Here is a 26,212-nt window from a genome sequence, read left to right as displayed (position 1 = left end):
ACTCTCAGGCATTCAATAAAAAAAGCTGAAAATGAAAAAATTAAACTTGAGAAATGTAAAAATCAGAATGATTTAAGGTTTTTTTATAATCTTTATCTTAAAACCATTAAAAGACATAAGACCATTGCCTATCCCTTTACTTTTTTTAAGTATTTTTTTAATTCTTCAAATGCTGAAATAATTTTGGCAAAATATGAGAATAGAATTATAGCTGGCAGCATTTTTCTATTTTACAACAAATTCGTCCATTATTTTTTAAATGCTTCAGATTACAATTACAAAGATAAAAGGCCAACCTATTTAATCTTATGGAATCAAATTAAAAATTGTCTTCAAAAAGAGCATAAAGTTTTTGATTTAGGAGGGACAGGAAGAAATTCTCAATTAGAGGTTTTTAAAAGAGGATGGGGTACAAAAAAATACACAATTTTTGAATTGAAGAATTTTAAAGAAGGAAGAATTAAAACATTAAAATTAAGAAATGTTTTTGGATTTTTACCTTCCTTTTTGTTTGAAAAAATAAGCCCTTATTTTTTAAAGTATAAATTATAAATATGAATTCTAGAGTTTGCAGCAAAAGAAAACAAAAATGGGAAGAAAAAAACAGGGAATATAAATTGACTCCTTCTCGGGAAGCAACCTTTGTTTTAACCGTTAAAAACACACTTGATCTTTTAAAAAATAGAAAGAGGGGTAAAGTATTAGACATAGGGTGTGGTTTTGGAGAAATTGATATGCTTTTAGCCCAAAACACAAACTTTGATATTATTGGTTGTGATATTTCAGATATTGCATTAAAAGCTGCTCAAAACAATATTGAAAGAGCAGGTTTATCTAATCGGATTAGAATAGAAAAAGGAGATATTTATAACCTTAAATATCCAGATGAGTCTTTTGATATAGTTTTTGGTTTTGGTTATGTTTCAGCCCCAACCTATCCCAGAGCACAAAAAGAAGTTGCCCGAATCTTAAAACCAGGAGGTATTTTAATTTGTGATTTTATAAACTGCTTATCTTTTTATAAGTTATTTAATACTTTCAAAAGAATTATAAAAGGAAAAGACATTCCTTATTATATTTCGCTCAGCGGGATCCGTCGAGAATTTGAAAAAGAAGGTCTTGTTTTTGTAAATCAGCGGCTTTTTAATACTTATCCTCCAGTAAACTTTAATTTGAACCCCAGGATTTTTTTAGCTTTTGAGAACAGTATAGGAAGAATGTTCAAAACTTTTTTAGGAAGAGTAAGATTAGTCAGCTTTAAAAAAATTAAATCTTAGAAATGTTTTTTATTCATCCCCAGATAAAATTAAATAAAAGTATTTTTTCAAGTTTTTTTAAAAAGCCAGATTTAACCTATTTGGAAAAAAAGCTTTATTCATATTTTCCTGACAAGCAAATTGTTTTTACTGACATGGGCAGAACAGCTTTTAAAATTATTATTGAGAGATTAAATTTAAAAAATTCAAAAATAATTTTTCCAGCATATATTTGCGATATTTTTTATCCGATTTTAAAAACATACAACATCAAGCCAATTTTTGTAGATATTGATCTTCAAACTTTTAACGTAAGCCAAGATAAAATTCTAAGAGCAGTTACTCCTGAGGTAAAAGCTGTTTTAATTTCACATACATATGGATTGATTAATAACATTGATAAGATTAGAAATTTGACAATTATTGAAGACTGCGCCCATTCGTTTGGTTTAAAGCAGAATGGAAAATTAGGCGCTGTTTCTTTTTTTAGTCTTTACAAGCAATTCCCAAGCTTAAGAGGGGGAATGTTAGTTTGTCCAAAAGATTGGGAAATTAAACTTCCTAAAACTAGTTTTAGTTTCAGAGATTTTATCTCATTACTGAACTCATTTTCTTTTTTTGCTTTTATGTTTAAATCGTTTGGATCAAAGACTCCGCGCCTGGCTGAAAATTTCATAAGAGAAGAAAAAACAATAAAACCAGCTGGTATCAATAATGTTTCTTTGAATATTTTTTCCCAGTTTTTGGAAGATTTTGAAGAACAACTTGAAAAAAGAAAGAAATTAGCTTTATTGTTTCAAAAAGAATTAGAAAAATTAGGTTTTAAAACTCAAATATCAGAAAATAATGTTTTTTGCTATGTTTCAGCTTTAATTCCCAAAAGATTAGAAGAGAAAAGAGATGTATTTGTTAACAAGTTAAAAAAACAAAGAATGTTTTGCACTAGAATCTGGCATACTCCAATTATTATGAATCCAAAAGTTCAGGAAGAATACAATATTAATTTAAATGAATTCCCAAATACTGTTGAAGCATCAAAAAGAATAATTAATTTGCCTTTACAGAATCACTATACTGAGGAAGACATTAAAATCATGTCAGAGATAATAGAAAAAACATTAAAGAAATTATGAAAGTTTTAATGCCCGTTTTACACTATTGGCCTGTGATTGGAGGATTGGAGACCTGGACTCAGAACATTGCTGAAAGAACTTCTAATAAAGCAGAGGTTTTTGTTGTTACTGGCAGAGTAAAGAGCCAGCTAGAAAAAGAAAGCCTTAATCAGGTGAATATTTTTAGAACCTCTTTATTTTCTTTAACAAATCTTTCATATTCTTCTTTTCTATATATCATTACAGCCCTGCCTTTTATTTTCTTTAAATCATTAAGTGTTATGAAAAAAGAAAAGATTAATATAATTCACTCTCAAGGTTTTTTAAGCGGATTTTTAGGATATTTGCTATTTAAATTAACGAATACTCCTTATATTGTTACAGTCCAAAGATTAGAGCAAAGCGAAAGTTTCTTGAGAAAATTAGTTTATAATAATGCGAAAGTCTGCATTGCTGCAAGTAATAAAATTAAGGAATATTTCCAGCAAATTGAATGTAAAAATATAGAAGTAATTCCCAATGGGATTGATTTAAGAAGATTCCAAAATTTAAACAGAGAAAAAAACAGAAAGGAACTAGGGTTGAATGGTGAATTTGCAGTAATCTCAGTGGCGCGCCTTCAAAAAGTTAAGGGATTAAGATATCTAATAAAAGCTATAGAGATTTTAAATAATAAATTCCAAGTTCCAAATATTAGATTAATAATAATAGGTGATGGCACAGAGAGAGAAAATCTCAAGAGTTTAGTAGAAAAACTTAAGATAGGGGGAAAAGTTAGATTTTTAGGGCAAGTTGGGAACGAGAAAGTTCTAGAATATTTATCAGCTGCTGATTGTTTTGTTTTGCCATCTTTAAAAGAGGGTTTTGGTATTGTGATTTTGGAGGCAATGGCTTCCAAATTATCGGTTGTGGCTACAAAAGTAGGGGGGATATTAGATATAGTTGAGAATGAAAAAACAGGACTTTTAGTTCAATCAAAAAACTCAGAAGAAATTGCCAATAAGATATTTGAGATCTATAAAAAACCAGAACTTGCTGAAGAGCTAACTAAAAATGCATTTGTTAATTTATACAAATATAACTGGTCAAATATTGCGAATCAAGTTTATGAAGTTTATAAAATAATCTTATGAAAATAATATTTGCTACTGGTATTTTTCCTCCTGATATTGGCGGGCCAGCAACTTATGTTGAGAAGTTGGCTAATGAATTACTCCAAAAAGGCTTTGAGATAAGCGTAATCACCTTTTCTGACACTAAAACAAAAAAGAATTATGATTTCCCCGTTATAAGAATTTCAAGTAAATATCCCAAAGGAATAAAACATTTTATATATTTCTTAGAACTATTAAAAATGGCAAGGGGTACAGATATAATTTATGTGCAAAACCAGACAAGTGCAGGACTTCCAAGTGTTTTAGTTTCTAAACTTCTGAAAAAAAGACTTATTTTAAAAGTTGTGGGAGATGCAGCTTGGGAGAGTTATGCTAATAGAGTTAGTGAATTTGATAATATTGAGACTTTCCAAGAAAAAAAATATGATTTTTTAACAGAATTGATAAGAAAAACAAGAAGTTTTGTTGCAAAAAATGCTGATACTATAATTACCCCAAGCCAATATCTAAAAAACATAGTTAAAGGTTGGGGTGTGCCAGAGCAGAATATACAAGCAATCTACAACGCTTTGGAACAATTATTTGAACCTCATATTTCCAAAGAAGAAATTAAAAAGAAAATTGGCATTAAAGGAGACATTATTTTATCAATTGGCAGATTAACTCCCTGGAAAGGATTTTCAGCTTTAATTGATATTTTCCCTGAATTATTAAAAGAAAACCCTGATTTTAAATTGATTATTGTTGGTGAAGGAGAAGAGAAAAAGAAGCTGGAGCTGCGAGTTGAAAAATTGAGATTAAAAGATAATGTGAAATTAGTAGGGAAAATCAGCCATCAAGATATTCCACTATACTTTAGAGCAGCAGATATTTTTGTGTTGAATTCTGGATATGAGGGTTTGCCCCACGTAGTTTTAGAAGCAATGCAGTTTGGGGTGCCGGTTGTCATTTCAAACAAGGGAGGAAATCCAGAATTGATTAAAGATAGTTTTAATGGATTTTTAATAGAATACAACAACGAAGAACAGATAAAGAACACTTTGTTAAAGTTATGGCAGGATACAAGTCTTCAAAAAAAGTTTATTGAAAATTCAAAAGAAAAATTAAAAGAATTCAGCTGGGAGAATTTAGTTAATAAAACAATAAAACTTCTAACTAACAAATAATTATGAAAAAGGTCTTATTCCTCGGTGTAACCAATTATGACTTTAAAGAATCTTCTCCTTTGCATCTTAAAGCAAAGTTTTTAGGATTGAGCAGGGATATTGAACCATATATTCTGGCTCGGGGCAGACCTTTTCATAAAAAAATCTGGAACAGTGAATTTTATCTCTTGCCATATAGCATTTTCTGGTTATTTGCTTTTTTTATTGCTTTTTACATCTGTCTGAATAAAAAGATTGATGTAATTATAGCTCAATCACCTTTAATAGAGGGATTAACAGGTTCGATCTTAAAAAACATTTTCAAAAAACAGTTGATTGTTGAGATTCACGGGGACTGGGAAAGGGGACCATTTCTTTCAAAAAAAAGAAGATTTGAATTTTTTCAAAAGAAATTCATTCCTGTTTTAGCCAGGATTAGTTTTAAAAACGCTGACAAGATAAGAGGAGTTGCAAATTATTTAATTGAAGAAGCAAAAAAAATTGCTTCTGATAAAAGATATTTTTCATTTTCAACTTTTACTGATTTGGAATTGTTTTTAAATGAAAAAAATACTAGATATGATAAATTTATTCTTTTTGTTGGGCAATTGGAAAAAGTAAAAGGAATAGATGTTTTAGTCAAAGCCTTTAGTGAAATTGAGAAAGAATTCTTTGATTTTAAACTTATAATTATTGGTGATGGAAAAGAAAGACAGAATTTAAAAAACTTAAGCTCAAAACTAAGAATTAGAGAAAAAGTAGAATTTCGAGGAAAATTATCTTTAGAAGAAACAAAGAATATAATGAAAAACTGTTATTTTTTAGTTCTACCTTCTTTGTCAGAGGGTTTGCCAAGAGTTTTAATGGAGGCCATGGCTTTAAAAAAACCAGTTATGGCAAGTAATGTGGGTGGAATTCCAGAAATAGTGAAAAATAGTGAAAACGGATTTTTATTTGAAAAAGGAAATACAAAAGATTTAGTTGAAAAAATGAAAATTCTGTTAAAAAACAAGAATCTGGTTGAAAAAATAGGAGTTGTGGGAAACAGATTTGTTATTGAAAAATTTTCAAATGAAAAATATATTAAGAGCTATATTTCAATGATAAATGCTTGAAAAAAGTTGAGGATTTTTTAGAAATCAAGCTTGATTTAAAGAGAAAAAACAAGTAAAGTAAACCTATATAAACTCATAAAATTATGTCTTTTTCAACTATCTTAGCTCTTCTGGTGTCTGTAATAACTGCTAGCACAGCCCAGATTTTTTTAAAAAAAGGGGTTTTAAATCTGACTAATTTAAACTTGTCTTTTTCTGGCCTTTTAAAGCTGTTTGTTTCTATTTTTCAGAACAAATGGCTTTTTTTAGGATCTTCGTTATTTGTTTTTAGCTTTGTTTTTTATCTTTTTGTTCTTTCTAAGCTTCAGTTAAATTTAGCTTATCCAGTCATGGTTAGTGCTGGAATCATATTAGTCGCTATTGGTTCTTGGACCTTCTTTCAAGAGCAAGTTTCTCAGTGGCAAGTTTTAGGAATCTCTCTAATCATTTTGGGCATATTTTTATTATTTCCTAAAATTTAAAAGATATGAAGCTTATAATCATAAGTCAAAAAGTGGATATCAATGACGATAATCTTGGATTTTTTCATTATTGGTTGGAAAAATTTGCAGGTAAACTTGAAAAAGTTTATGTGGTTTGTCTTTCAAAAGGTAAACATAATTTACCAGAAAATGTTTTAGTTTATTCTTTAGGTAAAGAAAAAAGTTATTCCAAGTTAAGACAACTTTTCAGATTACAGAAATTTCTTTTCAAAAATCTCAAAGAAGTTGATGGTGTTTTTGTTCATATGTGTCCTATTTATGCAATAACTTCTTTTCCTTTAGTTAAGATTTTCAGAAAAAAAATGATTCTTTGGTATCTTCATAAATCAGTGAACTGGAAGTTGAAATTGGCTGAAAAATTAGTAGATAAAATTTTAACTGCTTCCAAAGAAAGTTGTCGTTTAAAAAGTAGGAAGAAAATTGAAATTGTAGGACATGGAGTAGATGTGGAAGTTTTTAAGCCCAGTTACAATATAGATGACATGGACTTGGATGCAACTGCTGAGAATAGAAAATTCAAGATTTTATCTGCAGGAAGAATAGCTCCGGTTAAAGACCAAGAAACATTAATCAGAGCAGCTGATATTTTGGTAAATCAAAAAAACATTAAAAACATTAAAGTACAAATTCTTGGTACTCCTTTAGAAAATCACGAAAAAGAATATTTTGAACAATTAAGAAATCTTATTCAAGAAAAGAAGCTCGAAGAATATATTAAATTTTCAGGAAGTATTCCTTACAATAAAATGCCAGAATATTATCAAGATTCTGATCTAGTTATAAATCTAAGCCACACGGGAAGTATTGATAAAGTGGTATTAGAAGCCATGGCCTCAGGTTGCTTGATTTTAACTTGTAATGAGGCATTTAAAAGCATGCTCTCGAATCAATATTTGTTTCAAAAGAAGAATCCCCAAGAGTTAGCCGAAAAAATTATTAACTTAAAAAGTGCAAAAAAAGATAGAAAATTAAGAGAAATAGTAGTGGAAAATTATAATTTGAATGTTTTAATTAAAAAAATTATCCAAAAATTTAATGTGTAGTATAAATGGATTTAATTTTAAAGATGAGGGCTTGGTTAAGAAAATGGTTGAAGTAACTAAACATCGGGGACCAGACCAGGAAGGTTTTTATTGTGATGAAAATGTTTCTTTAGGCCAAGCTCGGCTTTCTATTATTGATTTATCTGAAAAAGGCAGGCAACCAATCTGGAATGAAGACAAATCAATTTGTGTTCTTTGCAATGGAGAAATATATAATTTTAAAGAATTAAGAAAAGAACTTCAGGCAAAAGGTCATAGATTTTTTTCTCATTCAGACAGCGAAGTTATTCTACATCTTTATGAAGAAAAAGGTGAAAGATGCGTGGAAGATTTAAATGGAATTTTTGCTTTTGTGATTTTTGATAAGAACAAAAACAAGCTTTTTTTAGCCAGAGATAGAGTTGGAGTAAAACCACTTTATTATTACTTTGATGGAAAAAGATTTATTTTTTCTTCTGAGATCAAAGCAATACTTTGCCATTCTGTTCCAAAAGAGATTGACCAAGAGGCTTTATTTCATTACTTCCGACTTTTTTTTGTTCCCAGTCCATTCACTTTATTCAAAAATATCTGGAAGCTTGTCCCAGCCCATCATTTGACCTACAAAAATGGAGAAATCGTTGTTAAAAGATACTGGGATATTAAAGATCTTCCAGAAATAGAATCTAAAGAAGAAGCAATAGAAAAGATAAAGCTCTTACTTAAAGATTCTGTGAGGCGCCAGCTTATTTCTGATAGGCCTTTGGGCATTTTCTTAAGTGGAGGGATTGATTCAACATCTATTTTAGGAATTGCCTCAGAATTCACTTCAGGAAAAATTAAAACCTATTCAGTTGGCTTTGATATTGATATTGAGAGAGATAAATACAATAGAGATTTTCAGTTTGCTCGTCAAACTAGTAAATATTACAATACTTCTCATCATGAGCTTTTAATAAGTGATATTGATGCTAGAGATAATATTGAAAAAGCAATTTGGCACATGGAAGAGCCTGTTCCTAATCCAATCCAGATTGCAACTTTTCTTTTAGCAAAAGAAGCTAAAAAAGAAGTTGCAGTGGTTTTAGGGGGAGATGGGGGAGATGAGCTTTTTGGCGGATATCCCAGATATTATTACAGTCAATTAATAGATAGATTTCAGCTTTTTCCTTCTTTTTTGAGAAAGAATTTTCTACCTTATTCTTTGTTAGAGTTAATTTTTCAGAAAAAAGATTTAAAAGAAAAATTAAATATTCCTCCTGGTGCTTCTCGCTACCTTTTACATATGGGTCAGAAAGCAGAAATTTTATCTCAAGTTTTAAATAAAAAATTTGATGAAGATTTAACTAAAGATTTTTTAAAAAGACATTATCCAGAAAATAAATTCAAAGATCAAACAAAATATCTTATGTATTTGGACCTTTCAACCTGGCTTCCTGATGAATCTTTAATTCGTTCAGATAAAATGACTATGGCTTTTGGATTGGAAGAAAGAGTGCCAATCTTGGACCACCGATTAGTAGAACTTGCTTTTAGAATTCCTACTAGGTATAAAGTTAAAGGGAAGAGGAATAATAAATGGATTTTTCAAGAGGCAATGAAAGAATATTTACCTTCTCATGTATTGGGACAAGAGAAAAGGGGTTGGTTTTCACCAGCTGCTAAATGGTTAAGAGCGGGTTTAAAAGATTTTGCTTATGAAGTTCTCTCACCAAATTATTGTTCAGAAACCCAACAATATTTTAATTTTCCTCAGATTAAAGAAATTTTAGATGATCACATTTCAGGTAAAAAATATAATTTAGATATAATTTGGTCTTTACTTACTTTTCAAATTTGGTATAAGAGTTTTTTAAAATAAACACTTATTCTTATGGGCAACAAGAAACTTAAACAAAAAGTAAAAACTTGGTGGGATAAAAATCCATTCAATTATAATATCACTCAAAGAAAAGGAAGTTGGGAATATTTTAGAAATATAGATAGAAAAATTATAAAGTGGATGCCTTGGGCACAAGGCGGTTATCCCTTGCTCTCAAATTTAATTGACTACCAAAGCTTAGAAGGGAAAAAAGTTCTTGATATTGGTTGTGGGGCTGGCTGGAGCTCTGAACAATTTGCCAGGATGGGATGTGAGATTACAGCCGTTGATATTACTCCTGCAGCAGTGGATTTGACGAAGAAAAGATTTAAGCTACATGGTCTCAAGGGAAATATTTTAGAAGCAGATGCTGAACATTTACCTTTTCCTGATAATTACTTTGACTATATTTTAGCTTGGGGTGTTCTTATGCATACTCCCAATACCGTTAAAAGCATAGAGGAAATATGGAGGGTGCTAAAACATGGTGGAAACGTAGGAGCTATGATGTACCACAAAAATTCCTTTAAGTGGTGGTATTTTATTTGGTTTGGGAAAGGGGTTGCAAGGTTAAAATTACTTAAATACTCTTCGCAAGAATTAGCTAATCGCTATAGTGATGGTGTTTATACAGGCGGGAATATGCACACAAAATTTTACACAAAGTCTGAATTATATAATTTATGGCGTAGATTTAAGACTACTGAAATTGGGATTCATGATAATGTGGGCACAGTAGATCAATTGCCACACAGGACACTACCATTAGCTAAGTATGTTCTTCCAAGTTTTATTAAAAAATTTTTAGTTTTAAAATTTGGTGGATATGCCTGGATAGATGCTCAAAAATAACACTATTACTTAAAAGCATAAAACCATGTTAAATAATCTTTTAATTTCTTTACGTAAAGTAATGATCAATCTCAAAATAAAGAAATTTTTAGAGACAATAGGATTATATGATTATATTAAAAACATCTACAGAAGTTTTATTATTTTTATTGGTAAAAATGGTTTAAGATTAAAAATTCAAGATGTTTCAGCTAAAATTATTGTTTCTAATCCCATTGAGGTAAGTATTTGGCAGTCTTTATGTAATGAAGGTGAATTTCTTCAAAAATTTCTAAGCAAGATTAACCATCATACTGTTTTTTATGATATTGGGACGCATATAGGATTGTATGCTTTGTCTGCTGCAAAATACAAAATTACTCCGAAATTCATTTATTGCTGGGAGCCAGAACCCTTTATTTTTAAAAGACTTCAAGAAAATATAAATTTAAATCGGATTGAAAGAATTTTACCTTTTTCTGTAGCTTTAGGGTCCGAGAATAGTATTATTGAAATGTCGACTAGAACTGGGGAACTTGGTTACTTTACTCCAACTCTTGCAATAAAAAGCTCTAAGTCAACACCAGTCCAAGTTGTTAAAGGGGATGATTGGGTTTATAAGAAAAAATTACACTTACCATCGATTATAAAAATTGATGTTGAAGGATATGAATTTAATGTATTAAAAGGTCTTGAAGCAACAATACGGCAATCAAAACCAATCATATTTTTAGAAATCCATCCAGCTTTTTTAAAAGAATTAGGCATTGAAAAAGAACAAGTTTTAACTTTCTTGCGAGAAATGGATTATAAAATAACCTTTTCTTCGTCCCGAGGAAAACAAGAACATTATATTTTTGAACCTCTAAATAAAAAAAGTTTGGATTAAAAAAAACTTAGAATATCTAAATTTCCTATTTTCATAAATTATGAGATTAATTTATATTGCCAATGCTAGGATGCCAACTGAAAAAGCTCATGGGATTCAGATAATGAAAATGTGTGAAGCTTTTGCTAACTCAAAACTTAATAAAAGCATTAAGCTAGAATTAGTCGTGCCCCAAAGGTTTAATTATATTAAAGATGACCCCTTTGAATATTATGGGGTTAAGAGGAATTTTAAAATTACAAAATTGCCCTGTTTGGATTTAGTTCCATTAGACAAGTATATTGGGCATTTAGGGTCTTGGATTGAGAGTATTACTTTTAATTTTTTTGTATTTCCATATATTCTTTTTAAAAAAGCAGACATTATTTATACCAGGGATAAGCTCTCTCTTTTCCTTATTCTTTTCAAAAAAAATCTATTTTTTGAAGCTCATACTTTTCCTAAAAATTATTTTTTATACTCTCTATTTTTTAAAAGATTAAAAAAAATAATAGTTATTACTCAAAACCTCAAGGGTTTTTTTGAAGAACAGGGGATATCATCTAATAAAGTTTCAGTAGTTCCTGATGGAGTGGATTTAGAGAAATTTAATATAAAAGATAGTCAAGAAGAATGTCGGAGAAAATTGAATTTACCCCTAGATAGAAAAATAGTTCTTTATGCTGGTCATTTATATGAATGGAAAGGAGCCCAGGTTTTAGCTGACGCCTCTCAATTTTTACCAGAGGATATGGAGATTTATTTTGTGGGTGGCACTGACAAAGATGTAAAAAAATTTAAAATTCAAAACTCAAAGTTCAAAATTAATATAGTGGGACATAAACCTTATTCAGAGATCCCTTTTTGGTTAAAAGCAGCTGATGTTTTAGTTTTACCCAATAGTGCAAAGCAAGATATTTCCAAACATTGGACTTCTCCCTTAAAGCTCTTTGAATACATGGCTTCAAAAAGACCAATTATAGCTTCAAATTTACCTTCAATAAGAGAAATTTTAAATGAAAACAACTCTTTTTTAGTTGAACCAGACAATCCAGAAAAATTAGCTAAAGGCATTGAAAATATCTTGAAAAGCCCTAATTTATCAGCTAAAATCTCAAATCAAGCTTTTAATGATGTTTTGAGCTATAGTTGGGAAAAAAGGGCTAAAAACATTTTACAATTTTTAAAATATGACTAAGTGGGACAAGTTTTTTGATGAAAAAATTAAAGAAATTGCCAAAGGAAAAACAGTTTTTGATATTGGGGGAGGAAGCAGATTTCAAAAAGGCTTAAAGGCATACAAAAAATACTTTAGCGGTTGTGATTATAAAACAATTGATATTGATACCGAGACCAGTCCTGATATTATAGCTGATGTACATAATCTTCCAATTGCTAATAATTCTGCTGATGGAGTAATTTGTAAAGCTGTTTTAGAGCATGTTAAAAACCCGATACAAGTAACAGAAGAGATTTATAGAATTTTAAAATCTGGTGGGAAATGTTTTGTTTATGTTCCTTTTCTTTATCCTTATCACGGAAATGATTATTGGCGATTTACTGAAGAGGGAATAAAACATTTATTTAGAAAATTTAGCAAAATTGAAATTTGTCCAGTAAGAGGCCATTTGGAAACCATAGTTAATCTTTTGCCTTATCAAGGCAACTTTCCCGTAAATATATTTATTTCTTTGTCAAAATTTTTAGATAGAGTTTTGGAAAAATTTCAAAGCAAAAAACAAGTTTCAGGTTATCACATTTTTTTAATTAAATAGATATGTTAAATAAATTTCTTCTTAAAATTGGTTTAACCTCAAAGATTACTCGAGGAAGAATGGAAGGTTTTATAAAAAAACATCAAGATTATGGTTTGACTCTTGATCTTGGCTGTGGCTACGCTGTTTACCAGAAATATTTTCCAAATTGTATTGGTTTTGACATTCAACCCGGATTAAAAGTTGATGTTGTAGGCGATGCTCATAACTTGCCTTTTAAAAATGAAGAATTTGATAATATTCTGTGTACTGAAGTTTTAGAACACCTTCATTCACCAGAAATTGCAATTTCAGAAATGGAAAGAGTTTTAAAAAGAGGAGGGAAGTTAATTTTGACTACACGATTTATTTTTCCCCTCCACGATGTGCCCAATGACTATTATCGTTTTACAAAATATGGATTAAAACACTTGTTTAAAGAATGGAAAATCTTGGAATTAAAAGAAGAAACAGACACCATTGGAAGCATTGCTGTTTTGCTTCAGAGAATTGGATACCAGTGTGAAATTCTACACTTTAGACCTTTTAAATTATTTTTCTTTGTTTTATCAAAATTGATTTTACCTTTTTCATTTATAATCACTAAGGAATTCGGAGATATCTCAAAAAAGCATCCGGAACAAAAAATTATTACTAGTGGCTATTATTTAATTTGTCAGAAAAAATAACGCATGGAAATAATACTTTCTTGATTGAACCAGATAATTCAAAGGCCTTGAAAAATCCTAATTTTTCCGCTAAAATTCCACATTAGACTTTTTAAGATATTTAGAGTTATAGGTAGTAAAAAATAGCATAAAAAACTAAAAAAACCCATGAATTTAATTCAAATAAAAAACTTATGTCAAAAAGAATTTTAGTTACAGGAGGAGCTGGATTTGTCGGTCATCACTTTATTGACCACCTTCTTAAAAATACTGATTGGGAGATAATTGTTTTGGATTCATTAAATTACGCAGGAAATTTAAACAGAATTACTGATAGCGAGGTTTTTACTCCCAAAAGAGTCAAATTTGTCTGGCACGACCTGCAAGCTTCGATTTCCGACAGTATTCATAAATTAATTGGAAAATTAGATTATTGCGTTCATTTTGCCGCAGAAAGTCATGTTGATAAAAGCTTAAAAAACAGCATTCCTTTTGTTATGTCTAATGTGCTGGGAACTGCTAATTTATTGGAGTATTTTAAGCATCATCAGCCCAAATGCAAGACCTTAATATTTTCTACTGACGAGGTGTTTGGTTCTGCCCCAGAAGGTGTTTATTTTAAAGAAGAGGATACCTTTAAACCATCCAATCCTTACAGTGGGAGCAAGGCTGGTGAAGAAATGATGGCTTATAGTTTTGCTCATTCTTTCAAACTTCCTATTTCAATTATAAGGTCAATGAATATTATTGGTGAAAGACAGCATGTGGAAAAATTTATTCCTAAGGTGATTAGAGCTATTTCAAACAATCAAAAAGTAATTTTTCATGGTAGAGGAAGAAATGATATGGCTTCCAGGTGTTGGATTCATGCCCGGAATGTTTCTGATGGTTTGTTATTTTTATTAGATAGGGCTCAGCCAAAAGAATTTTATCATATTGTTGGTGAAGAAAAGACTGTTTTAGAAATAGCTGACTGGATATGTGAATTAATTAAAGAACGAAAACTAAAAGACGAAGAGATAGAATTTGTTGAATATCCTGTTGAGAGGCCAGGACACGACAAAAGGTATGCTCTTTGCGGAGAGAAATTAGCAAAAATGGGCTGGAAACCACCCAGAGATTTAGAAGAATCATTAAAAAAGACTATTAAATGGACATTAGAGCATCCGGAATGGTTAAATTTATGAAAATAAAATATAAAATTAAAAAATTAAAAACCCATTCTGATGAAAGAGGTTGGCTGGTGGAATTATTGAAATCAAATGAACTTGAAAAACCGGTAAAACAGATTCATATTGCTTCAATTAAACCAGGACATGTAAGAGGAAATCACTACCACTCAAAACGAATCGAATGGTTTTTTCTTATTACGGGAAAAGTTAAGCTTGCTTTTCAGGATATAAAAACAAAAGAAAAGACTTCGTTTCAGCTTTCTGAAAAAGAACCAAAAGTGATAACTTTCCTTCCCCATATCTCTCATGCAGTGAAAAATATAGGGAAGAAAACAGCATATTTTGTAAGCGCTCAAAGCGATATTTATAATCCTAAACAGCCAGACGCTTTTCGTTTCGAAATTCTTAAATAAAATGAATAAAGATTTTTTTCACAAAACAAGTTGCAGGGTTTGTGGGGGATTAAATTTCGTAAAAATCTTGGATTTAGGGAATATGCCTTTAAGTAACGCTTTTTTAAAAAAGCAAGAGCTAGATAAAGAGGAAAAAAAATTCCCTCTTGTTGTTTATTTCTGCAGAGACTGCAGTCTTCTTCAGGTTTTAGACATAGTAAGTCCCAAGCTGCTTTTCGGGCAGTATTATTACCAAACTTCTACCAGTTTACCTCTGGTGAACCATTTTATAGGGTTGGGAAAGAAATTATTAGATAGATTTATTGAATCAAAAAATAACTTAATAATAGATATTGGTGGAAATGACGCCGTTCTACTGAATAGCATTAAAAGCAAATGCCGAGTTTTGAATATTGAACCAGCAAAAAATATTGCGAAAATTTCTAAAGAAAAAGAAGTAGATACCATCAATGATTTTTTTAGCAAAGAATTAGCAAAGGAAATTTTTCAGAAATACGGCTCGGCAAAAGTTGTTATTGCAAGTAATGTGTTTGCACACATTGACGATTTAGAAGAAGTGCTCCAGGGTGTGAAAATTTTAATAGGAGAAAAAGGAGTCTTCGTGATTGAGGTGCATTGGGTTGCTAATTTGTTAGGATTAGCAGGCGTAGGAGGATTTGATCAAATTTATCATGAACATCTTTCTTATTTTTCTTTATTGACTCTCCAAAAATTGTTTGATAAATTTAATTTAAAAATTTTTGATGTTAAATTAATTCCTATCCACGGTCAGTCTTTACAGGTTTACATTAAGAAGAATTCAAAAGATTCAGTTTCTGTTAACGAGTTTTTTAAAAAAGAAAAAGAGTTAGGACTGGATAAAGTACAAACTTATTCCAGTTTTGCTAAAAAAGTAGAAAAAAACAAAAAAGAGTTAATATCCTTACTTAGAAAATTAAAAAAAGAAAACAAGAAAATTATTGGTTATGGGGCTCCTGCTAAAGGAAATATTTTATTAAATTATTGCGGAATAGATAATAACATTTTAGAGTTTATTGTTGATGATTCTTCCTTAAAACAAGGTCTTTATGCGCCCGGTGTTCACGTCCCAGTGCTTTCTACTCAAAAAATAAAAGAAACAGTTTTTGACTATGCGCTTCTTTTAGCTTGGAATTATAAAGACTCTATCTTGGAAAAGGAAAAAGATCTAAGGGAACAGGGGCTCAAATTTATAATTCCAGTGCCCGAAGTTAAAATTTTATGAGCACAATATATTTTTTTTCAAAAGGCAACAAAAAAATAGCCAGCTCTCGTTACAGAGCTTATTTTCTAGCTGAAGAGCTCAACAGACTGGGTTATAAGGCAAAGGTTTATCCGTTAGATTTTGACTGGAAAAAAAATAATTCATTCTTTGATAACATAAAATCTTTTTTTAAATATTTAAAACTCTTGATTTCTCTCAAAAAAGGCGATACATGTTTTTTACAGCGGACAATTTATAATAAATATTTCTTCCTGGCAGTAATATTTGCAAGAATCTTTTTCAGAAAAGAATTTATTTTTGATCTTGACGATGCGATATTTACCCACTCTCCCATAAAAACATTTATTTTCGTAAAATTAGCCAAAAAAGTAACATGTGGGGGTCATTTTGTTTTAGATTGGGTAAAGAAATATAATTCTCAATCTTTTTATCTTCCTGATGCTATCCCTTCTTCTATGTATTCATCTTTCACTAAAGACTATGGAATAAAGAATACTCCTCTTATAATTGGTTGGGTTGGCGACGGTCTTGTTCATGTCGAAAGTCTTAAATTATTAAAGCCTGTTTTTGATAATTTAATACAAGATAATGTTAAGTTTAAGTTTCGACTAATTGGAGCCAGAGGTGAAAAAAGAATCTACAATTTATTTAATAGTATCACAGGACTACAAGTTGAATTTGTCGACTGGGTTAGTGCTAAAGACGTTTTTCGAGAAATTCAGAAATTTGATATCGGCATAATGCCGCTTATAGAAAATGACTTAAATAGAGCTAAATATGCTAAAACAATTGAATATATGGCTTGTGCTGTTCCTCCGATTGCATCTAACTTCGGAGAAAATAGTTTTATTATTAAAGACAGAGAAAATGGTTTTTTAGCAGATACAACTAACGAATGGTGTGAAAAAATAAAATTAGTGCTATCCGACCAGAAACTACGGGAAAAATTAGGCAGAAAAGCTCAAAACGATATTAAAAAAAAGTTTTCAATTCAACAAATTGCAAAACAATTGATCAAGATAATTTAAAAGTTTGTCTTTCTTCTATTTTTTTGTTAGTATGTTTATCATATTTTAAAAATATTAAGCATTTATGCCCTTAAAGCCATCACCTAAAATTTGCCCAATCTGTAAGGAAGGAAACAACTTTGAATTTTTAAGAGATTATTCACTGAGAGAGAATGATTTTTCGCTTTATGAGTGCGTAAAATGTAGCGTTCAGTTTTGGGAGCCATTCAAGAATCCAGGAGCTAAATGGTATGAAGCTCAAGAAAAATACACTACTGCCACTACAAAAGAACCCCGTCTTTATCGAGGTTATCACAAAAAGTTTTTAGCACTATATCCTGTCTTTCCTAAGAATACAAAAGTTTTAGATATAGGTTGCGGACGAGGCGAATTTCTTTATGAGCTTCAGAAGCGCGGTTGTGAATGCTGGGGAGTTGACCTTACTAAATCAGCTATCAAGACAGCAAAAGATAAATTCAACCTCCAAAATCTTTTTGCCATGGAGCTTGAAGAATTTTTTCAAGAGAAAGACTTGCCCAAATTTGACATCATTACTTCTTTTGAAGTAATTGAGCATTTAGATGATCCTTTAAGTTTTATACAAGGAATTAAAAGGCACATGGCGCCCAAAGGCAAGATTGTTTTAAGTACACCTTCAAGGGAAAGGTTCTTGACAGATATGTATGAATGGGATTTTCCTCCATGGCATATAAGTCGATGGAACAAAGAGGCAATGTCTAATCTTTTTAAAAAAATTGATTTTAAGATATCGTTCATTCATTATGTTGATCAATTTTTTCATTTGTTTGAGTTATTTTCAGAAAAAGCTCGATTTGGTTTAGTTAAAAAAAATAATAAGCCTGTTCAAAATAAACAGATTTCTAGTATTCAAACTCAACCTGCTCAGGATTTTCCGTCTAGACCTAAATTATTCACTAGGTTAGTTCAAAAAGCAGCTAAACTAAAGAACTTTATTATTGCTGGTATACCTGCATTTCTTGTCTGGGGCTTCGGTAGAATTGCTAGAGTTAAAAATGGTGTTATGGTTATTGAGCTTGTATCCAGCAGAAAGTCAAAAAATGATTATTAAAATAATATTTATAAAGATATAACATGGAAAAACAATTTGGTATCTACCCTAAACTTTTTAAAAAACTTTTTAAAGGTACGTTTTCAGGAGCTAAACACTTAATTTTAAGAAGTGGGGAAAAAACTTCTCTTAAGCCAAGATGGATGTGGTTTGAAGCTACTGATAAGTGCAATTCTCGTTGTACCCATTGTAGTATATGGAAAAAAAAGCCAACAGAAAATTCATTAACTCCACAAGAGATAGAACGCACATTTAAAGACCCTGTTTTTTCTGATTTGAAATATATTATAATTTCTGGAGGAGAAGTGGTTCTACGTCCAGATATTGTAGAATTTTATCTTGCAATAAATAAAGCCTTGCCACATGCTCAGTTGCACTTAAGCACCAATGGTATAGCTGTAGACAGGGTAATTAAAGTAGTTAATGAGGTTATTTCTCACGACATTCCTTTAAAAGTCGGAGTTTCAATAGATGGAATCGGAGAGAAGCATGATTCAGTAAGAGGCGTTAAAGGCAACTTTAGAAATGCAGACAGATTATTAAAAGAATTAGTGGCTTTAAGGAAAAATACAAATAAAGTTTTTCCAGTAATTGGATATACTCTTTCAAATTTAACAATTGATTCTTTTGAAGATGTCAAAGACTATGCTGAAAAAATGCAAGTAGGATTGGTGGTTCAATGGTTTAGTGAATCTTCATTTTATGATAATGTTGGAAGAGATTTAGTTGACAAGAAACATCTTGGCGAGAAAATGATAAAAATTGTAGAATCTCTTCCTACCGAACCTCTTAATGACATGTGGATTAATTGGCTAAAAGGAGGTTCGATTAAATTTAATTGTTTCGGTATGTATACATTTTGCGTTCTGAAATGCAATGGAGACATTGTTCCTTGCTTGAGTTTATGGGAGACTAGTGCTGGGAATGTAAGAGAAAAAACTCCTACCGAAATATGGAACAGTTTAGAAGCTAAAAATGCCAGGAAATGTGTAAAGAATTGTAAAGGATGTTTAAATTCTTGGGGCGTAGGATGGAGTTTTTCTTCTAGCTTTTTCCCTAATTTAATGTTTAATTTTAAACATCTAGACCTTCTTCTAAAAAAACTCACAGGAAAATTTTATAAAAAATAATGAGAATAATTTTTCTTTTAAAGAACACGGCAGTAAGCGGAGGGGTAAGGGTTGTGTTTGAGCATGCTAATCGTCTCCATAATCGAGGACACGAAGTCTGCATAATATATCCTATAGTGCCCTTATCTATTTCTTCAAGAAAATGGGGTTTTGATTTTTATAGTTTTAAAAGATTATACGGAAAAATCAAAAATTCAGTTTTAAATTCTATTCGGCCGAATTCAGTTAAATGGTTTCCTTTAAAAGCAAAATTGCTTAAAGTCCCGACTTTTAATGAAAGGTATATTCCTCAAGCTGATGTAGTGATAGCGACTAGATGGGAAACGGCTTACGAAGTGAGTAAATACCATCAAGACAAAGGCGAAAAATTTTATTTCATTCAACATTACGAAATTTGGTGCGGTCCGGAAAATAAGGTAAATGCTACTTACACTCAACTTGGGCTTCGCAATATTGTTGTTTCAAATTGGATAAAAGAGATTCTCAAAGAGAAGTTAAAAGCAAAAATTGAAGTGGTAATACCAAACGGTGTTAATCTAGAGCAGTTTTACCCAGAGAACATGAAGAGAAAGAGCGATAGAATCAGAATTTTACTGCCTTACCGTAGAGTAAAATGGAAAGGTATAGAAGATGGGCTTGCGGCTTGCAAAATTGCAAAACAAAGATATCCTACCATTCAAATCGTGATGTTTGGACCTGAGCCAAAAGAAAAAATCTCTTCAGACATAGAATTCCACAAAATGCCTTATGGAGAGAAATTAAGAAAAATCTATAATTCCTCTGACATTTTTGTTTTTCCCAGCCACAACGAAGGATTTGGTCTTCCTCCGATGGAAGCAATGGCTTGTAAATGTGCTGTGGTGGCGACCGAAGTAGGGGGAGTGCCTGATTATACAATTCCGGGAAAAACAGCTTTAGTTTCTAAACCTAAGGATGTAAAAGCAATGTCAGAAAATATCATTAGATTAATAGAAAATCCAAAAGAACGAAAGAAAATTGCAGAGAATGGCTATGATTTTATTCAGGATTTCGGTTGGGATTGTTCAACTGATAAATTGGAAAAAGTTTTCCAAAATTATGTTAAATAGGCTTGATTTTCTTGATTCGTGCTTTTTTTATTTCTCTCTGCCAGAGAATAATATCAATAATAAGAGCAAAAAAACTAAATAAAATTTTAGCTGTCATGATACCGATAATTCCCCATAGAGCTCCCAAAACTAAAAGAGATATAATTAGAAATAAATGAGAAGAAATTACCCCGATATATTGGGACTTTATTAATTTATGAGAGGGAAATATTGTTCCAACGAAAAGACCAGCCAATTTAAATAGGATTGTTAAGGAAAATAATTGGGAAAAGAAAATTGACTCTAAATATTTGGGAAATAATATTCTGTAAAGAAAGGGAGCAATCAGAACATAGGCTAAAACAATTATTCCTCCGATGAATAGCAACTGAAATGTCCTTTTGTATAGATTTTTGTTAATTTCTTCTTTACTTCTAATGGTTAGTTTGAATAAAGCTAGAGGTTGAAAGTTTTTTAAAAAGGACCAAAGCTGTTCAACAGGGGTGATAGCAAAATGATAAATTGCAAGTGGAACTGCTCCTAAGTAATGGAAGACTAAAATTCTGTCCAGATACAAAGCTCCGGTAATTAAAACTCCAAGCAAACTCATATGTTTTCCGTAGGAGAGGGTTTGAGGATCCTCTTTTTTGTTTGGTTTAAATTTTGATTTGGTTAAGAAATAAAAGAAGTAATTTAAAAAGGTGCGGGAAACAAAATAAATTGTAATTAACCAAAACAGGTTTTTGGTTAAAAATAGAGCACCAATTAATGTTCCAGCAGAAACGATTTGACTGAGGGTATTGTATTTTACCTGAATATCAAATAATTTTTTCCCAACTAGAAAACCACCGTATACTTGGGAAGCCAACATTAAGGGTAAAAAGATAGCTGAGATAAATAGTGGAATAGGCAAAAGAGAATTTCCTTTGATCCAATAGTAAATGGCTCCTCCTATGGCAACTAAGCTTCCCAGTAACCCCCATTTTAATTTGGTTTTAAAACCAGTATAAAAAGAACCCTCTAAACCTCGAGCTACGGCTTGAATTATAGCCGTTCTCATTCCAGTGAGAGTAAAGATACCTAAAACTCCAACTAAAGAAAGGATATATCTATAATTTCCATAAGTGACAGGGTCAAGTAAATTAGCGAAAGCTACTGCCAACAAAAAAAAGGCAGCTGTTGAAATTATCTGCCCTAAAGTTAGCCATGACCCTCCTTTAGCTAGATAAATCATATCAGTTTGAGTATATTTTTGAGACCAGATAAGTAAACGCCGGATTTTAATTTTTAACGCATTAAACATATCTTAGGAACTTTATTTTTACCCTGTTAAAGATTATGACAGTAAAAACAAAAAGAACAATTCTCTAACAAGGTTTATCTTATTAAATCTAATAACCAAATTTTATTCAGAGATGCATTGATTTGGAAAAACTTCGCTGAGTCGGTGGCAATATTAGCTACTTGGGTTTGATTAATAATTTTTTTACTAAATTCGTCGGAATAACCCAAAATGTATTTCACTTCAAATTTTTCAAAAACAGAATTCAATTTTCCATTATTCAATAAATCTTCAATAGTTTCTACTCGAAAAATGACCAAAGATTTGTTATTTAAATAATTCAGACGATAGAGATGAGAAACTTCAAGAGGAGAGGCAATAACGCCTTCATCAGGAACATTGAATTCTTTAATTTTCTGGCTATATACCCTGACTAACGAATCTATTCGATGCCGATCAAATAATCTGTTCCAGGCCGCATGATTAACCAGTAGAAGATGATGGAGCAAAATTACAATAATTATAATGGAGAGAATTGTTGATTTTTTTTGTTTAAAACCAAAATATTCATTTAGTATTTTAATTAATGTTACTAGTCCCAGGGAGATAAAGAGGGCGATTACCCAGCCAAAATCCATTAGATGTGATCTCGCAGCTAAGATGAAAAAAGAAAGGAGGAAAATAGTAGAAAAAATCCAGCCTAAAGTGAAAACATATAGATGCTTATTTTTTTGCCTCAAGCTGTAAATTCCCAAAATCATTAACAAAAAGATAAAAGGTCCTCCAATTTTTTCTAGAGAGAAGAATCTTAAAAGGTGGTCGGAAAACAAAACTAATCCCACCCCCATTCTTTCTAAAAAACCCGGAGATCTAATTCCAATATTGGAAGCGGATTTAATTAAATATGCTTTAGTAGAAAAATCTATTTTTTCGTTGTCCAACTGATTTTGATAATCTTTTAGAAATTCCTCTTTATTGAAATGATAGGTATAAGGATCAGGAAAGAGGTGGCCGTAACGGCTAAAATCAGCTGATTTTAATTTGTCTGGTGACTGGGTAGTAAAATGAAGTAAATTAACATTGCCTCCGTCTCCAATCATTAAGGCGTTAGGTAGCCAAAGATAACTAAATAAAGCTATAAAAGGGATAAAAATATAAAGTAAATAGCGCTTTTGTTTAACCACCCACAAATAGATAAAAAGAAATGGCACAAACAGCAAGAGAGTTTCTCGGGATAAACAAGCTAAAGCAAGGAAAATTCCCGAGATTCCCAAATAAATATAGTTGCGTTTTTGTTTGGTACCACAAAGATAAAATAAAAAGAAAAAAGAAAAAAATAACAAAGCAAATTCGTAAGTACCCAAACGATAAGGAAGTTGCCAAATAAAGGGCAATAACATATAGATTAGAGAAAAAATTAGCGATAATTTAAAGCCGAATAAATAAAAGATTATTAAGGTGAAAATTACTAAAGAGAGAGCATGAAGGGATATCGAAAATAAAACTAAATTCTCTTCACTAAGTGGTCCCATTATTTTAAAAAACTCTCCATAAAGCAGAGCGGCGAATTTATTGGCTTGAGCTGAAGTATGAGCCTGATTTTTAACCAAATTAGAAGAGAGGAGGACGTTAAGATCGTTTTCTGCTCCATATACTCCGGTTTGAGCCAGGTTTCGACCCAAAATAACGGTTCCTACTTCCACCCCATAAGGAGTGTAACCTTTAAATAAAACAAGCGAATACCAGACAGAAATGGTTAAGAGGAAAATAACTGCTCCCAAAATTGTTATTTTTATAATATTTTTCATTTTATTATTGACTCATTAACAAGGAAAAATTATTTCTTAAAGAAATATTTTAGAATTGAAAAATATTCTTTAGGATTATACATTACGCCTGTACGGATGGCACATTCCCAAGTGCAGTTGCATTGGTGTTTTTTTATTTTTTCATATTCTTTTTTAGCCAAATCTGAAGTAACAATTCTTTTAATATCATAGTCATGCTCACGTAAATTTCCTAGAGAAGTTGGCAACATCTCACAGATTTTAACTTCACCCATGTCATCAATAACTATCATTTTTTTAATAACATAACACTCAAAATTGCGTTTACCAGTTTTTAAATTCTCAAACACTTTATGTCGCGCAAGAGTTGTCGCCCCCCAGATAAAATTGGCTAGGGGGTGATTTTTAAATTTGTCATACTTCAAGTCTGTTAAATAGTCAATCGCTTCTTTATATTTTTGATTATAAAGATTTTGTTGAGTCTCACTTAATCTAGCTTCACCGCGAATATAAGTTACACCCATAGTATCAGGATCAATTTCTGTTTTAAGGTACTTTAACAAATCCATTAATTCATCTTGATTATTTTGCATAAAGCATGAATTAGTATTTAAGGTAAAATTTTTATATTTTGATTTTAGTTTTTTAACTCCTTTGGCTGTTTGAATTACTTTTTTAAACCCACCAGGCACGCCGCGAATTTTATCATGAGTTTTACTCAAACCATCAATAGAAAAAGTAAATCGGAAATGAATATCTGTAAAACGATTAAGTAGTTCTTCAGCTGTAGCCACGATTTTTTCTGTTAAAAAACCATTGGACGGCACGCCTACAATTTCAACTCCGGTATACTTTCTAAAAATCTCCACAATTTCTGGAATATCATTTCTTAAATATGGCTCACCACCACCTAGATTAATCATAAGCATATTACCCCAATTCTTTGCAATTTTTTCTATTTCTTCTAAACTTAACTCTTTACGATTAGGCGAATCTTCAATTAGTCTCCAATTAAAACAGTGCGCGCAGCGAGCATTACAGCGCGAGGTAATGTAAAAAATAGTATAAAATGGAATTTGGGCAAAATAACCTTTTGCCCAACGGAGATACTTTTTAAAATTCATAAGATTTTTTCTTAAACATCTTACCAATCAGGAATCCTAAAATACCTGAAATTGAAATTGATAAAATGTAAAAGTAATGTGTTATTACAGCTTTAATAAAAAAAGTTAGACCATACTTTTTATAAAAGGCAACATAAAGTTTAAGAACTAAATTAAAGAAAATTAGATACAAGCCAATAGCCACTAAACATAATAAGGGTATAGACAAGAACAAACCTAGGATTCCAAAAAATATTGTAAAAATTGATAATAAATAAAGAGCCTGGAATCTTTTACTATTATAGCTTGTTTCAAGCTTATTTTTTACTGAAGCTAATTCTCTAGCTCTTAAAAAAGCCCGCATTGAATATTTTTTCAAACCTAAAAAGTATTTTTCATAAAAACAATGTTTCATTAAAATATTTTTATCAAGACTAATATTATAACCCTTACCAAACAATTTCAACCCAAGAAAAAAATCTTCACCATAAACTTTTCTAAATTTCTCATCAAACCCTCCTTCTGCTAAAAAAATATCCTTATAAATTGCTGAGCCATTACTGCCCCAGCTACAATTAAAAAGGTGTTTAAAATTATAATTCATTTCTATTGCTTTAAATTTATTAAAAAAAGTGTCTTTAATTGGTTCATCACTCCAGATAATAGATAAACCTTGAAGTTTTGGCTCTTTTTCAAAACGCCTTTGAATTTTAATTAAAGTATCAGGATAAACTTGGGCGTCTGAATCAAGAAAAAAGAGTATCTTACCCTTAGCCTGTTTGGCGCCAAAGTTACGACTTATGGACGGACCTGTGTTTTTTTCAAGTTTTAAACAATAATAGGCAGAATAATTATTAACAACTTGTTCTACATCCACCGTAGTTGAACCATCATCAATTACAATCACTTCAAAATCTGCGTCTTGAGATGCATACAGAGAATCCAAACATTTTTTAAGTTGAGGATCATTGTATGTGGCAATAATAACTGATATTTTCATTTTTTTGCAAGAGTGGCTATAAAATGATATCCAATCATAGACGGGATTCTATAGATTTTTTGTATTTCAAAAAGTCCTTTAGATATATCAGTAATGAATTTTTTATCTGCTCGATGAAGATGCCAGTCATATTCTTCTTCTTCTCGGCAAGCGCCCAATATTTTATTTAAATAGAGAATTTTAGCGATTTTCATAATAAATTGTATTCTTTTTTCATCTGGCACACTAATAACCAGAAGACCATCGTTTTTTAAGATTTTGTGTATTTCTTTCATAACCTTTCTGGGTCGAGGGACGTGTTCGAGCATTTCTGAACAGATAATTTTATCAAAAGATTCATTTGGAAGATCTAAGTTCTCGGCATTTCCTAATCTCAATTCAACTCCCTCTTTTTCTTTTAAATTTTTTCTAGCTCTGCTTAGAGCAATTTTAGAAATATCAAGTCCAACTATTTTTTGGAGAAGGTCAGGCATTAGAGAGATTAAAGAGCCCTCCCCGCATCCTAAGTCTAAAACAAGGTCATTTTTTTTAAGTTGAGCTAGTTGAATAATTTTTTTCAATCTCATCTTTTCAATAGTTCTTAAAAATATATTTTTACTTTCAAGGGGTACACCTTTTGAGTGGTGTTTTTTAACCATTTGATCATTCCATTGAGCTAATTCTTGATTTATATTTTTTTGGTTCATATT

26 protein-coding genes are annotated in these 26,212 nt (G+C 30.9%); 21 read left to right on the top strand and 5 right to left on the bottom strand.

Annotated features, from left to right (window positions below; genetic code table 11):
• The 21 genes from KJI70_01895 to KJI70_01795 form a co-directional block, all read left to right on the top strand.
• Positions 1–552 (top strand): GNAT family N-acetyltransferase (locus KJI70_01895; GenBank protein ID MCP6718283.1); only part of this gene is annotated, 552 nt, incomplete at its 5' end.
• Positions 553–554: 2 nt separating this feature from the next.
• A complete protein-coding gene (locus tag KJI70_01890) occupies positions 555–1,277 on the top strand; it encodes a class I SAM-dependent methyltransferase (GenBank protein MCP6718282.1) in 723 nt (240 codons plus the stop codon).
• A gap of 2 nt (positions 1,278–1,279) precedes the next feature.
• The gene (locus tag KJI70_01885; protein MCP6718281.1) at positions 1,280–2,389 is read left to right on the top strand and encodes a DegT/DnrJ/EryC1/StrS family aminotransferase; all 1,110 of its coding nucleotides are present in this window, start codon (positions 1,280–1,282) and stop codon (positions 2,387–2,389) included.
• Positions 2,386–3,501 (top strand): glycosyltransferase family 4 protein, encoded by a 1,116-nt coding sequence (locus KJI70_01880; GenBank protein ID MCP6718280.1) that lies wholly within the window; start codon positions 2,386–2,388, stop codon positions 3,499–3,501. The genes KJI70_01885 and KJI70_01880 overlap by 4 nt, the downstream gene beginning before the upstream one ends.
• A complete protein-coding gene (locus KJI70_01875; GenBank protein ID MCP6718279.1) occupies positions 3,498–4,649 on the top strand; it encodes a glycosyltransferase family 4 protein in 1,152 nt (383 codons plus the stop codon). The genes KJI70_01880 and KJI70_01875 overlap by 4 nt, the downstream gene beginning before the upstream one ends.
• A 2-nt stretch (positions 4,650–4,651) precedes the next feature.
• Positions 4,652–5,743, top strand: coding sequence for a glycosyltransferase family 4 protein (locus KJI70_01870; protein MCP6718278.1), 1,092 nt, complete (start codon positions 4,652–4,654; stop codon positions 5,741–5,743).
• An 83-nt stretch (positions 5,744–5,826) separates the two neighbouring features.
• Positions 5,827–6,204: an SMR family transporter gene (locus tag KJI70_01865; GenBank protein ID MCP6718277.1), complete on the top strand. Its 378-nt coding sequence runs from the start codon at positions 5,827–5,829 to the stop codon at positions 6,202–6,204.
• Positions 6,205–6,209: 5 nt separating this feature from the next.
• Positions 6,210–7,268, top strand: coding sequence for a glycosyltransferase family 4 protein (locus tag KJI70_01860; GenBank protein ID MCP6718276.1), 1,059 nt, complete (start codon positions 6,210–6,212; stop codon positions 7,266–7,268).
• Positions 7,261–9,108, top strand: coding sequence for an asparagine synthase (glutamine-hydrolyzing) (asnB, locus tag KJI70_01855; GenBank protein MCP6718275.1), 1,848 nt, complete (start codon positions 7,261–7,263; stop codon positions 9,106–9,108). The genes KJI70_01860 and asnB overlap by 8 nt, the downstream gene beginning before the upstream one ends.
• Before the next feature lie 12 nt (positions 9,109–9,120).
• Positions 9,121–9,960, top strand: coding sequence for a class I SAM-dependent methyltransferase (locus KJI70_01850; GenBank protein ID MCP6718274.1), 840 nt, complete (start codon positions 9,121–9,123; stop codon positions 9,958–9,960).
• A gap of 25 nt (positions 9,961–9,985) precedes the next feature.
• Positions 9,986–10,828: an FkbM family methyltransferase gene (locus KJI70_01845; GenBank protein ID MCP6718273.1), complete on the top strand. Its 843-nt coding sequence runs from the start codon at positions 9,986–9,988 to the stop codon at positions 10,826–10,828.
• A gap of 40 nt (positions 10,829–10,868) precedes the next feature.
• On the top strand, positions 10,869–12,005 hold the full coding sequence (locus KJI70_01840) for a glycosyltransferase (GenBank protein ID MCP6718272.1): 1,137 nt from the start codon (positions 10,869–10,871) through the stop codon (positions 12,003–12,005).
• Complete coding sequence (locus KJI70_01835) at positions 11,998–12,582, top strand: class I SAM-dependent methyltransferase (GenBank protein MCP6718271.1); 585 nt, start codon at positions 11,998–12,000, stop codon at positions 12,580–12,582. Before KJI70_01840 ends, KJI70_01835 begins: the two co-directional genes overlap by 8 nt.
• Before the next feature lie 2 nt (positions 12,583–12,584).
• Positions 12,585–13,250 carry a class I SAM-dependent methyltransferase gene (locus KJI70_01830; GenBank protein MCP6718270.1) on the top strand — a complete coding sequence of 222 codons (666 nt, stop codon included), beginning with the start codon at positions 12,585–12,587 and terminating at the stop codon, positions 13,248–13,250.
• Positions 13,251–13,423: 173 nt separating this feature from the next.
• Positions 13,424–14,416: a GDP-mannose 4,6-dehydratase gene (locus tag KJI70_01825; protein ID MCP6718269.1), complete on the top strand. Its 993-nt coding sequence runs from the start codon at positions 13,424–13,426 to the stop codon at positions 14,414–14,416.
• Positions 14,413–14,814 carry a WxcM-like domain-containing protein gene (locus tag KJI70_01820; protein ID MCP6718268.1) on the top strand — a complete coding sequence of 134 codons (402 nt, stop codon included), beginning with the start codon at positions 14,413–14,415 and terminating at the stop codon, positions 14,812–14,814. The genes KJI70_01825 and KJI70_01820 overlap by 4 nt, the downstream gene beginning before the upstream one ends.
• A 1-nt stretch (position 14,815) precedes the next feature.
• Positions 14,816–16,057 carry a class I SAM-dependent methyltransferase gene (locus KJI70_01815; GenBank protein ID MCP6718267.1) on the top strand — a complete coding sequence of 414 codons (1,242 nt, stop codon included), beginning with the start codon at positions 14,816–14,818 and terminating at the stop codon, positions 16,055–16,057.
• Entirely contained in the window at positions 16,054–17,085 is a 1,032-nt protein-coding gene (locus KJI70_01810; GenBank protein ID MCP6718266.1) for a glycosyltransferase family 4 protein, read from the top strand. Before KJI70_01815 ends, KJI70_01810 begins: the two co-directional genes overlap by 4 nt.
• A 64-nt stretch (positions 17,086–17,149) precedes the next feature.
• On the top strand, positions 17,150–18,154 hold the full coding sequence (locus KJI70_01805) for a class I SAM-dependent methyltransferase (GenBank protein ID MCP6718265.1): 1,005 nt from the start codon (positions 17,150–17,152) through the stop codon (positions 18,152–18,154).
• Between the two features lie 23 nt (positions 18,155–18,177).
• The gene (locus KJI70_01800; GenBank protein ID MCP6718264.1) at positions 18,178–19,284 is read left to right on the top strand and encodes a radical SAM protein; all 1,107 of its coding nucleotides are present in this window, start codon (positions 18,178–18,180) and stop codon (positions 19,282–19,284) included.
• Positions 19,284–20,372 carry a glycosyltransferase family 4 protein gene (locus KJI70_01795; protein ID MCP6718263.1) on the top strand — a complete coding sequence of 363 codons (1,089 nt, stop codon included), beginning with the start codon at positions 19,284–19,286 and terminating at the stop codon, positions 20,370–20,372. The genes KJI70_01800 and KJI70_01795 overlap by 1 nt, the downstream gene beginning before the upstream one ends.
• Here KJI70_01795 and KJI70_01790 read toward each other — a convergent pair.
• From KJI70_01790 to KJI70_01770, 5 genes are all read right to left on the bottom strand, one after another.
• Positions 20,365–21,654 carry an oligosaccharide flippase family protein gene (locus KJI70_01790; protein MCP6718262.1) on the bottom strand — a complete coding sequence of 430 codons (1,290 nt, stop codon included), beginning with the start codon at positions 21,652–21,654 and terminating at the stop codon, positions 20,365–20,367. The two genes, KJI70_01795 and KJI70_01790, sit on opposite strands and share 8 nt — an antisense overlap.
• A 74-nt stretch (positions 21,655–21,728) precedes the next feature.
• A complete protein-coding gene (locus tag KJI70_01785; GenBank protein ID MCP6718261.1) occupies positions 21,729–23,441 on the bottom strand; it encodes a hypothetical protein in 1,713 nt (570 codons plus the stop codon).
• Positions 23,442–23,470: 29 nt separating this feature from the next.
• The gene (locus KJI70_01780) at positions 23,471–24,544 is read right to left on the bottom strand and encodes a radical SAM protein (GenBank protein ID MCP6718260.1); all 1,074 of its coding nucleotides are present in this window, start codon (positions 24,542–24,544) and stop codon (positions 23,471–23,473) included.
• On the bottom strand, positions 24,534–25,523 hold the full coding sequence (locus tag KJI70_01775) for a glycosyltransferase family 2 protein (protein MCP6718259.1): 990 nt from the start codon (positions 25,521–25,523) through the stop codon (positions 24,534–24,536). The genes KJI70_01780 and KJI70_01775 overlap by 11 nt, the downstream gene beginning before the upstream one ends.
• Complete coding sequence (locus KJI70_01770; GenBank protein ID MCP6718258.1) at positions 25,520–26,209, bottom strand: class I SAM-dependent methyltransferase; 690 nt, start codon at positions 26,207–26,209, stop codon at positions 25,520–25,522. Before KJI70_01770 ends, KJI70_01775 begins: the two co-directional genes overlap by 4 nt.
• Positions 26,210–26,212 lie beyond the last annotated feature (3 nt).

The organism is Patescibacteria group bacterium (genome assembly GCA_024238995.1).
GTDB lineage: Bacteria > Patescibacteriota > Minisyncoccia > Minisyncoccales > JANBVM01 > JANBVL01.
This window is presented reverse-complemented; position numbering and strand designations above follow the sequence as displayed.

What these genes read in the sequence shown, in the direction of transcription:
- KJI70_01890 (MCP6718282.1), top strand. Translation starts at nt 555, where the DNA reads ATGAATTCTAGAGTTTGCAGCAAAAGAAAACAAAAATGGGAAGAAAAA.
- KJI70_01885 (MCP6718281.1), top strand. Translation starts at nt 1,280, where the DNA reads ATGTTTTTTATTCATCCCCAGATAAAATTAAATAAAAGTATTTTTTCA.
- KJI70_01880 (MCP6718280.1), top strand. Translation starts at nt 2,386, where the DNA reads ATGAAAGTTTTAATGCCCGTTTTACACTATTGGCCTGTGATTGGAGGA.
- KJI70_01875 (MCP6718279.1), top strand. Translation starts at nt 3,498, where the DNA reads ATGAAAATAATATTTGCTACTGGTATTTTTCCTCCTGATATTGGCGGG.
- KJI70_01870 (MCP6718278.1), top strand. Translation starts at nt 4,652, where the DNA reads ATGAAAAAGGTCTTATTCCTCGGTGTAACCAATTATGACTTTAAAGAA.
- KJI70_01865 (MCP6718277.1), top strand. Translation starts at nt 5,827, where the DNA reads ATGTCTTTTTCAACTATCTTAGCTCTTCTGGTGTCTGTAATAACTGCT.
- KJI70_01860 (MCP6718276.1), top strand. Translation starts at nt 6,210, where the DNA reads ATGAAGCTTATAATCATAAGTCAAAAAGTGGATATCAATGACGATAAT.
- asnB (MCP6718275.1), top strand. Translation starts at nt 7,261, where the DNA reads ATGTGTAGTATAAATGGATTTAATTTTAAAGATGAGGGCTTGGTTAAG.
- KJI70_01850 (MCP6718274.1), top strand. Translation starts at nt 9,121, where the DNA reads ATGGGCAACAAGAAACTTAAACAAAAAGTAAAAACTTGGTGGGATAAA.
- KJI70_01845 (MCP6718273.1), top strand. Translation starts at nt 9,986, where the DNA reads ATGTTAAATAATCTTTTAATTTCTTTACGTAAAGTAATGATCAATCTC.
- KJI70_01840 (MCP6718272.1), top strand. Translation starts at nt 10,869, where the DNA reads ATGAGATTAATTTATATTGCCAATGCTAGGATGCCAACTGAAAAAGCT.
- KJI70_01835 (MCP6718271.1), top strand. Translation starts at nt 11,998, where the DNA reads ATGACTAAGTGGGACAAGTTTTTTGATGAAAAAATTAAAGAAATTGCC.
- KJI70_01830 (MCP6718270.1), top strand. Translation starts at nt 12,585, where the DNA reads ATGTTAAATAAATTTCTTCTTAAAATTGGTTTAACCTCAAAGATTACT.
- KJI70_01825 (MCP6718269.1), top strand. Translation starts at nt 13,424, where the DNA reads ATGTCAAAAAGAATTTTAGTTACAGGAGGAGCTGGATTTGTCGGTCAT.
- KJI70_01820 (MCP6718268.1), top strand. Translation starts at nt 14,413, where the DNA reads ATGAAAATAAAATATAAAATTAAAAAATTAAAAACCCATTCTGATGAA.
- KJI70_01815 (MCP6718267.1), top strand. Translation starts at nt 14,816, where the DNA reads ATGAATAAAGATTTTTTTCACAAAACAAGTTGCAGGGTTTGTGGGGGA.
- KJI70_01810 (MCP6718266.1), top strand. Translation starts at nt 16,054, where the DNA reads ATGAGCACAATATATTTTTTTTCAAAAGGCAACAAAAAAATAGCCAGC.
- KJI70_01805 (MCP6718265.1), top strand. Translation starts at nt 17,150, where the DNA reads ATGCCCTTAAAGCCATCACCTAAAATTTGCCCAATCTGTAAGGAAGGA.
- KJI70_01800 (MCP6718264.1), top strand. Translation starts at nt 18,178, where the DNA reads ATGGAAAAACAATTTGGTATCTACCCTAAACTTTTTAAAAAACTTTTT.
- KJI70_01795 (MCP6718263.1), top strand. Translation starts at nt 19,284, where the DNA reads ATGAGAATAATTTTTCTTTTAAAGAACACGGCAGTAAGCGGAGGGGTA.
- KJI70_01790 (MCP6718262.1), bottom strand. Translation starts at nt 21,654, where the DNA reads ATGTTTAATGCGTTAAAAATTAAAATCCGGCGTTTACTTATCTGGTCT.
- KJI70_01785 (MCP6718261.1), bottom strand. Translation starts at nt 23,441, where the DNA reads ATGAAAAATATTATAAAAATAACAATTTTGGGAGCAGTTATTTTCCTC.
- KJI70_01780 (MCP6718260.1), bottom strand. Translation starts at nt 24,544, where the DNA reads ATGAATTTTAAAAAGTATCTCCGTTGGGCAAAAGGTTATTTTGCCCAA.
- KJI70_01775 (MCP6718259.1), bottom strand. Translation starts at nt 25,523, where the DNA reads ATGAAAATATCAGTTATTATTGCCACATACAATGATCCTCAACTTAAA.
- KJI70_01770 (MCP6718258.1), bottom strand. Translation starts at nt 26,209, where the DNA reads ATGAACCAAAAAAATATAAATCAAGAATTAGCTCAATGGAATGATCAA.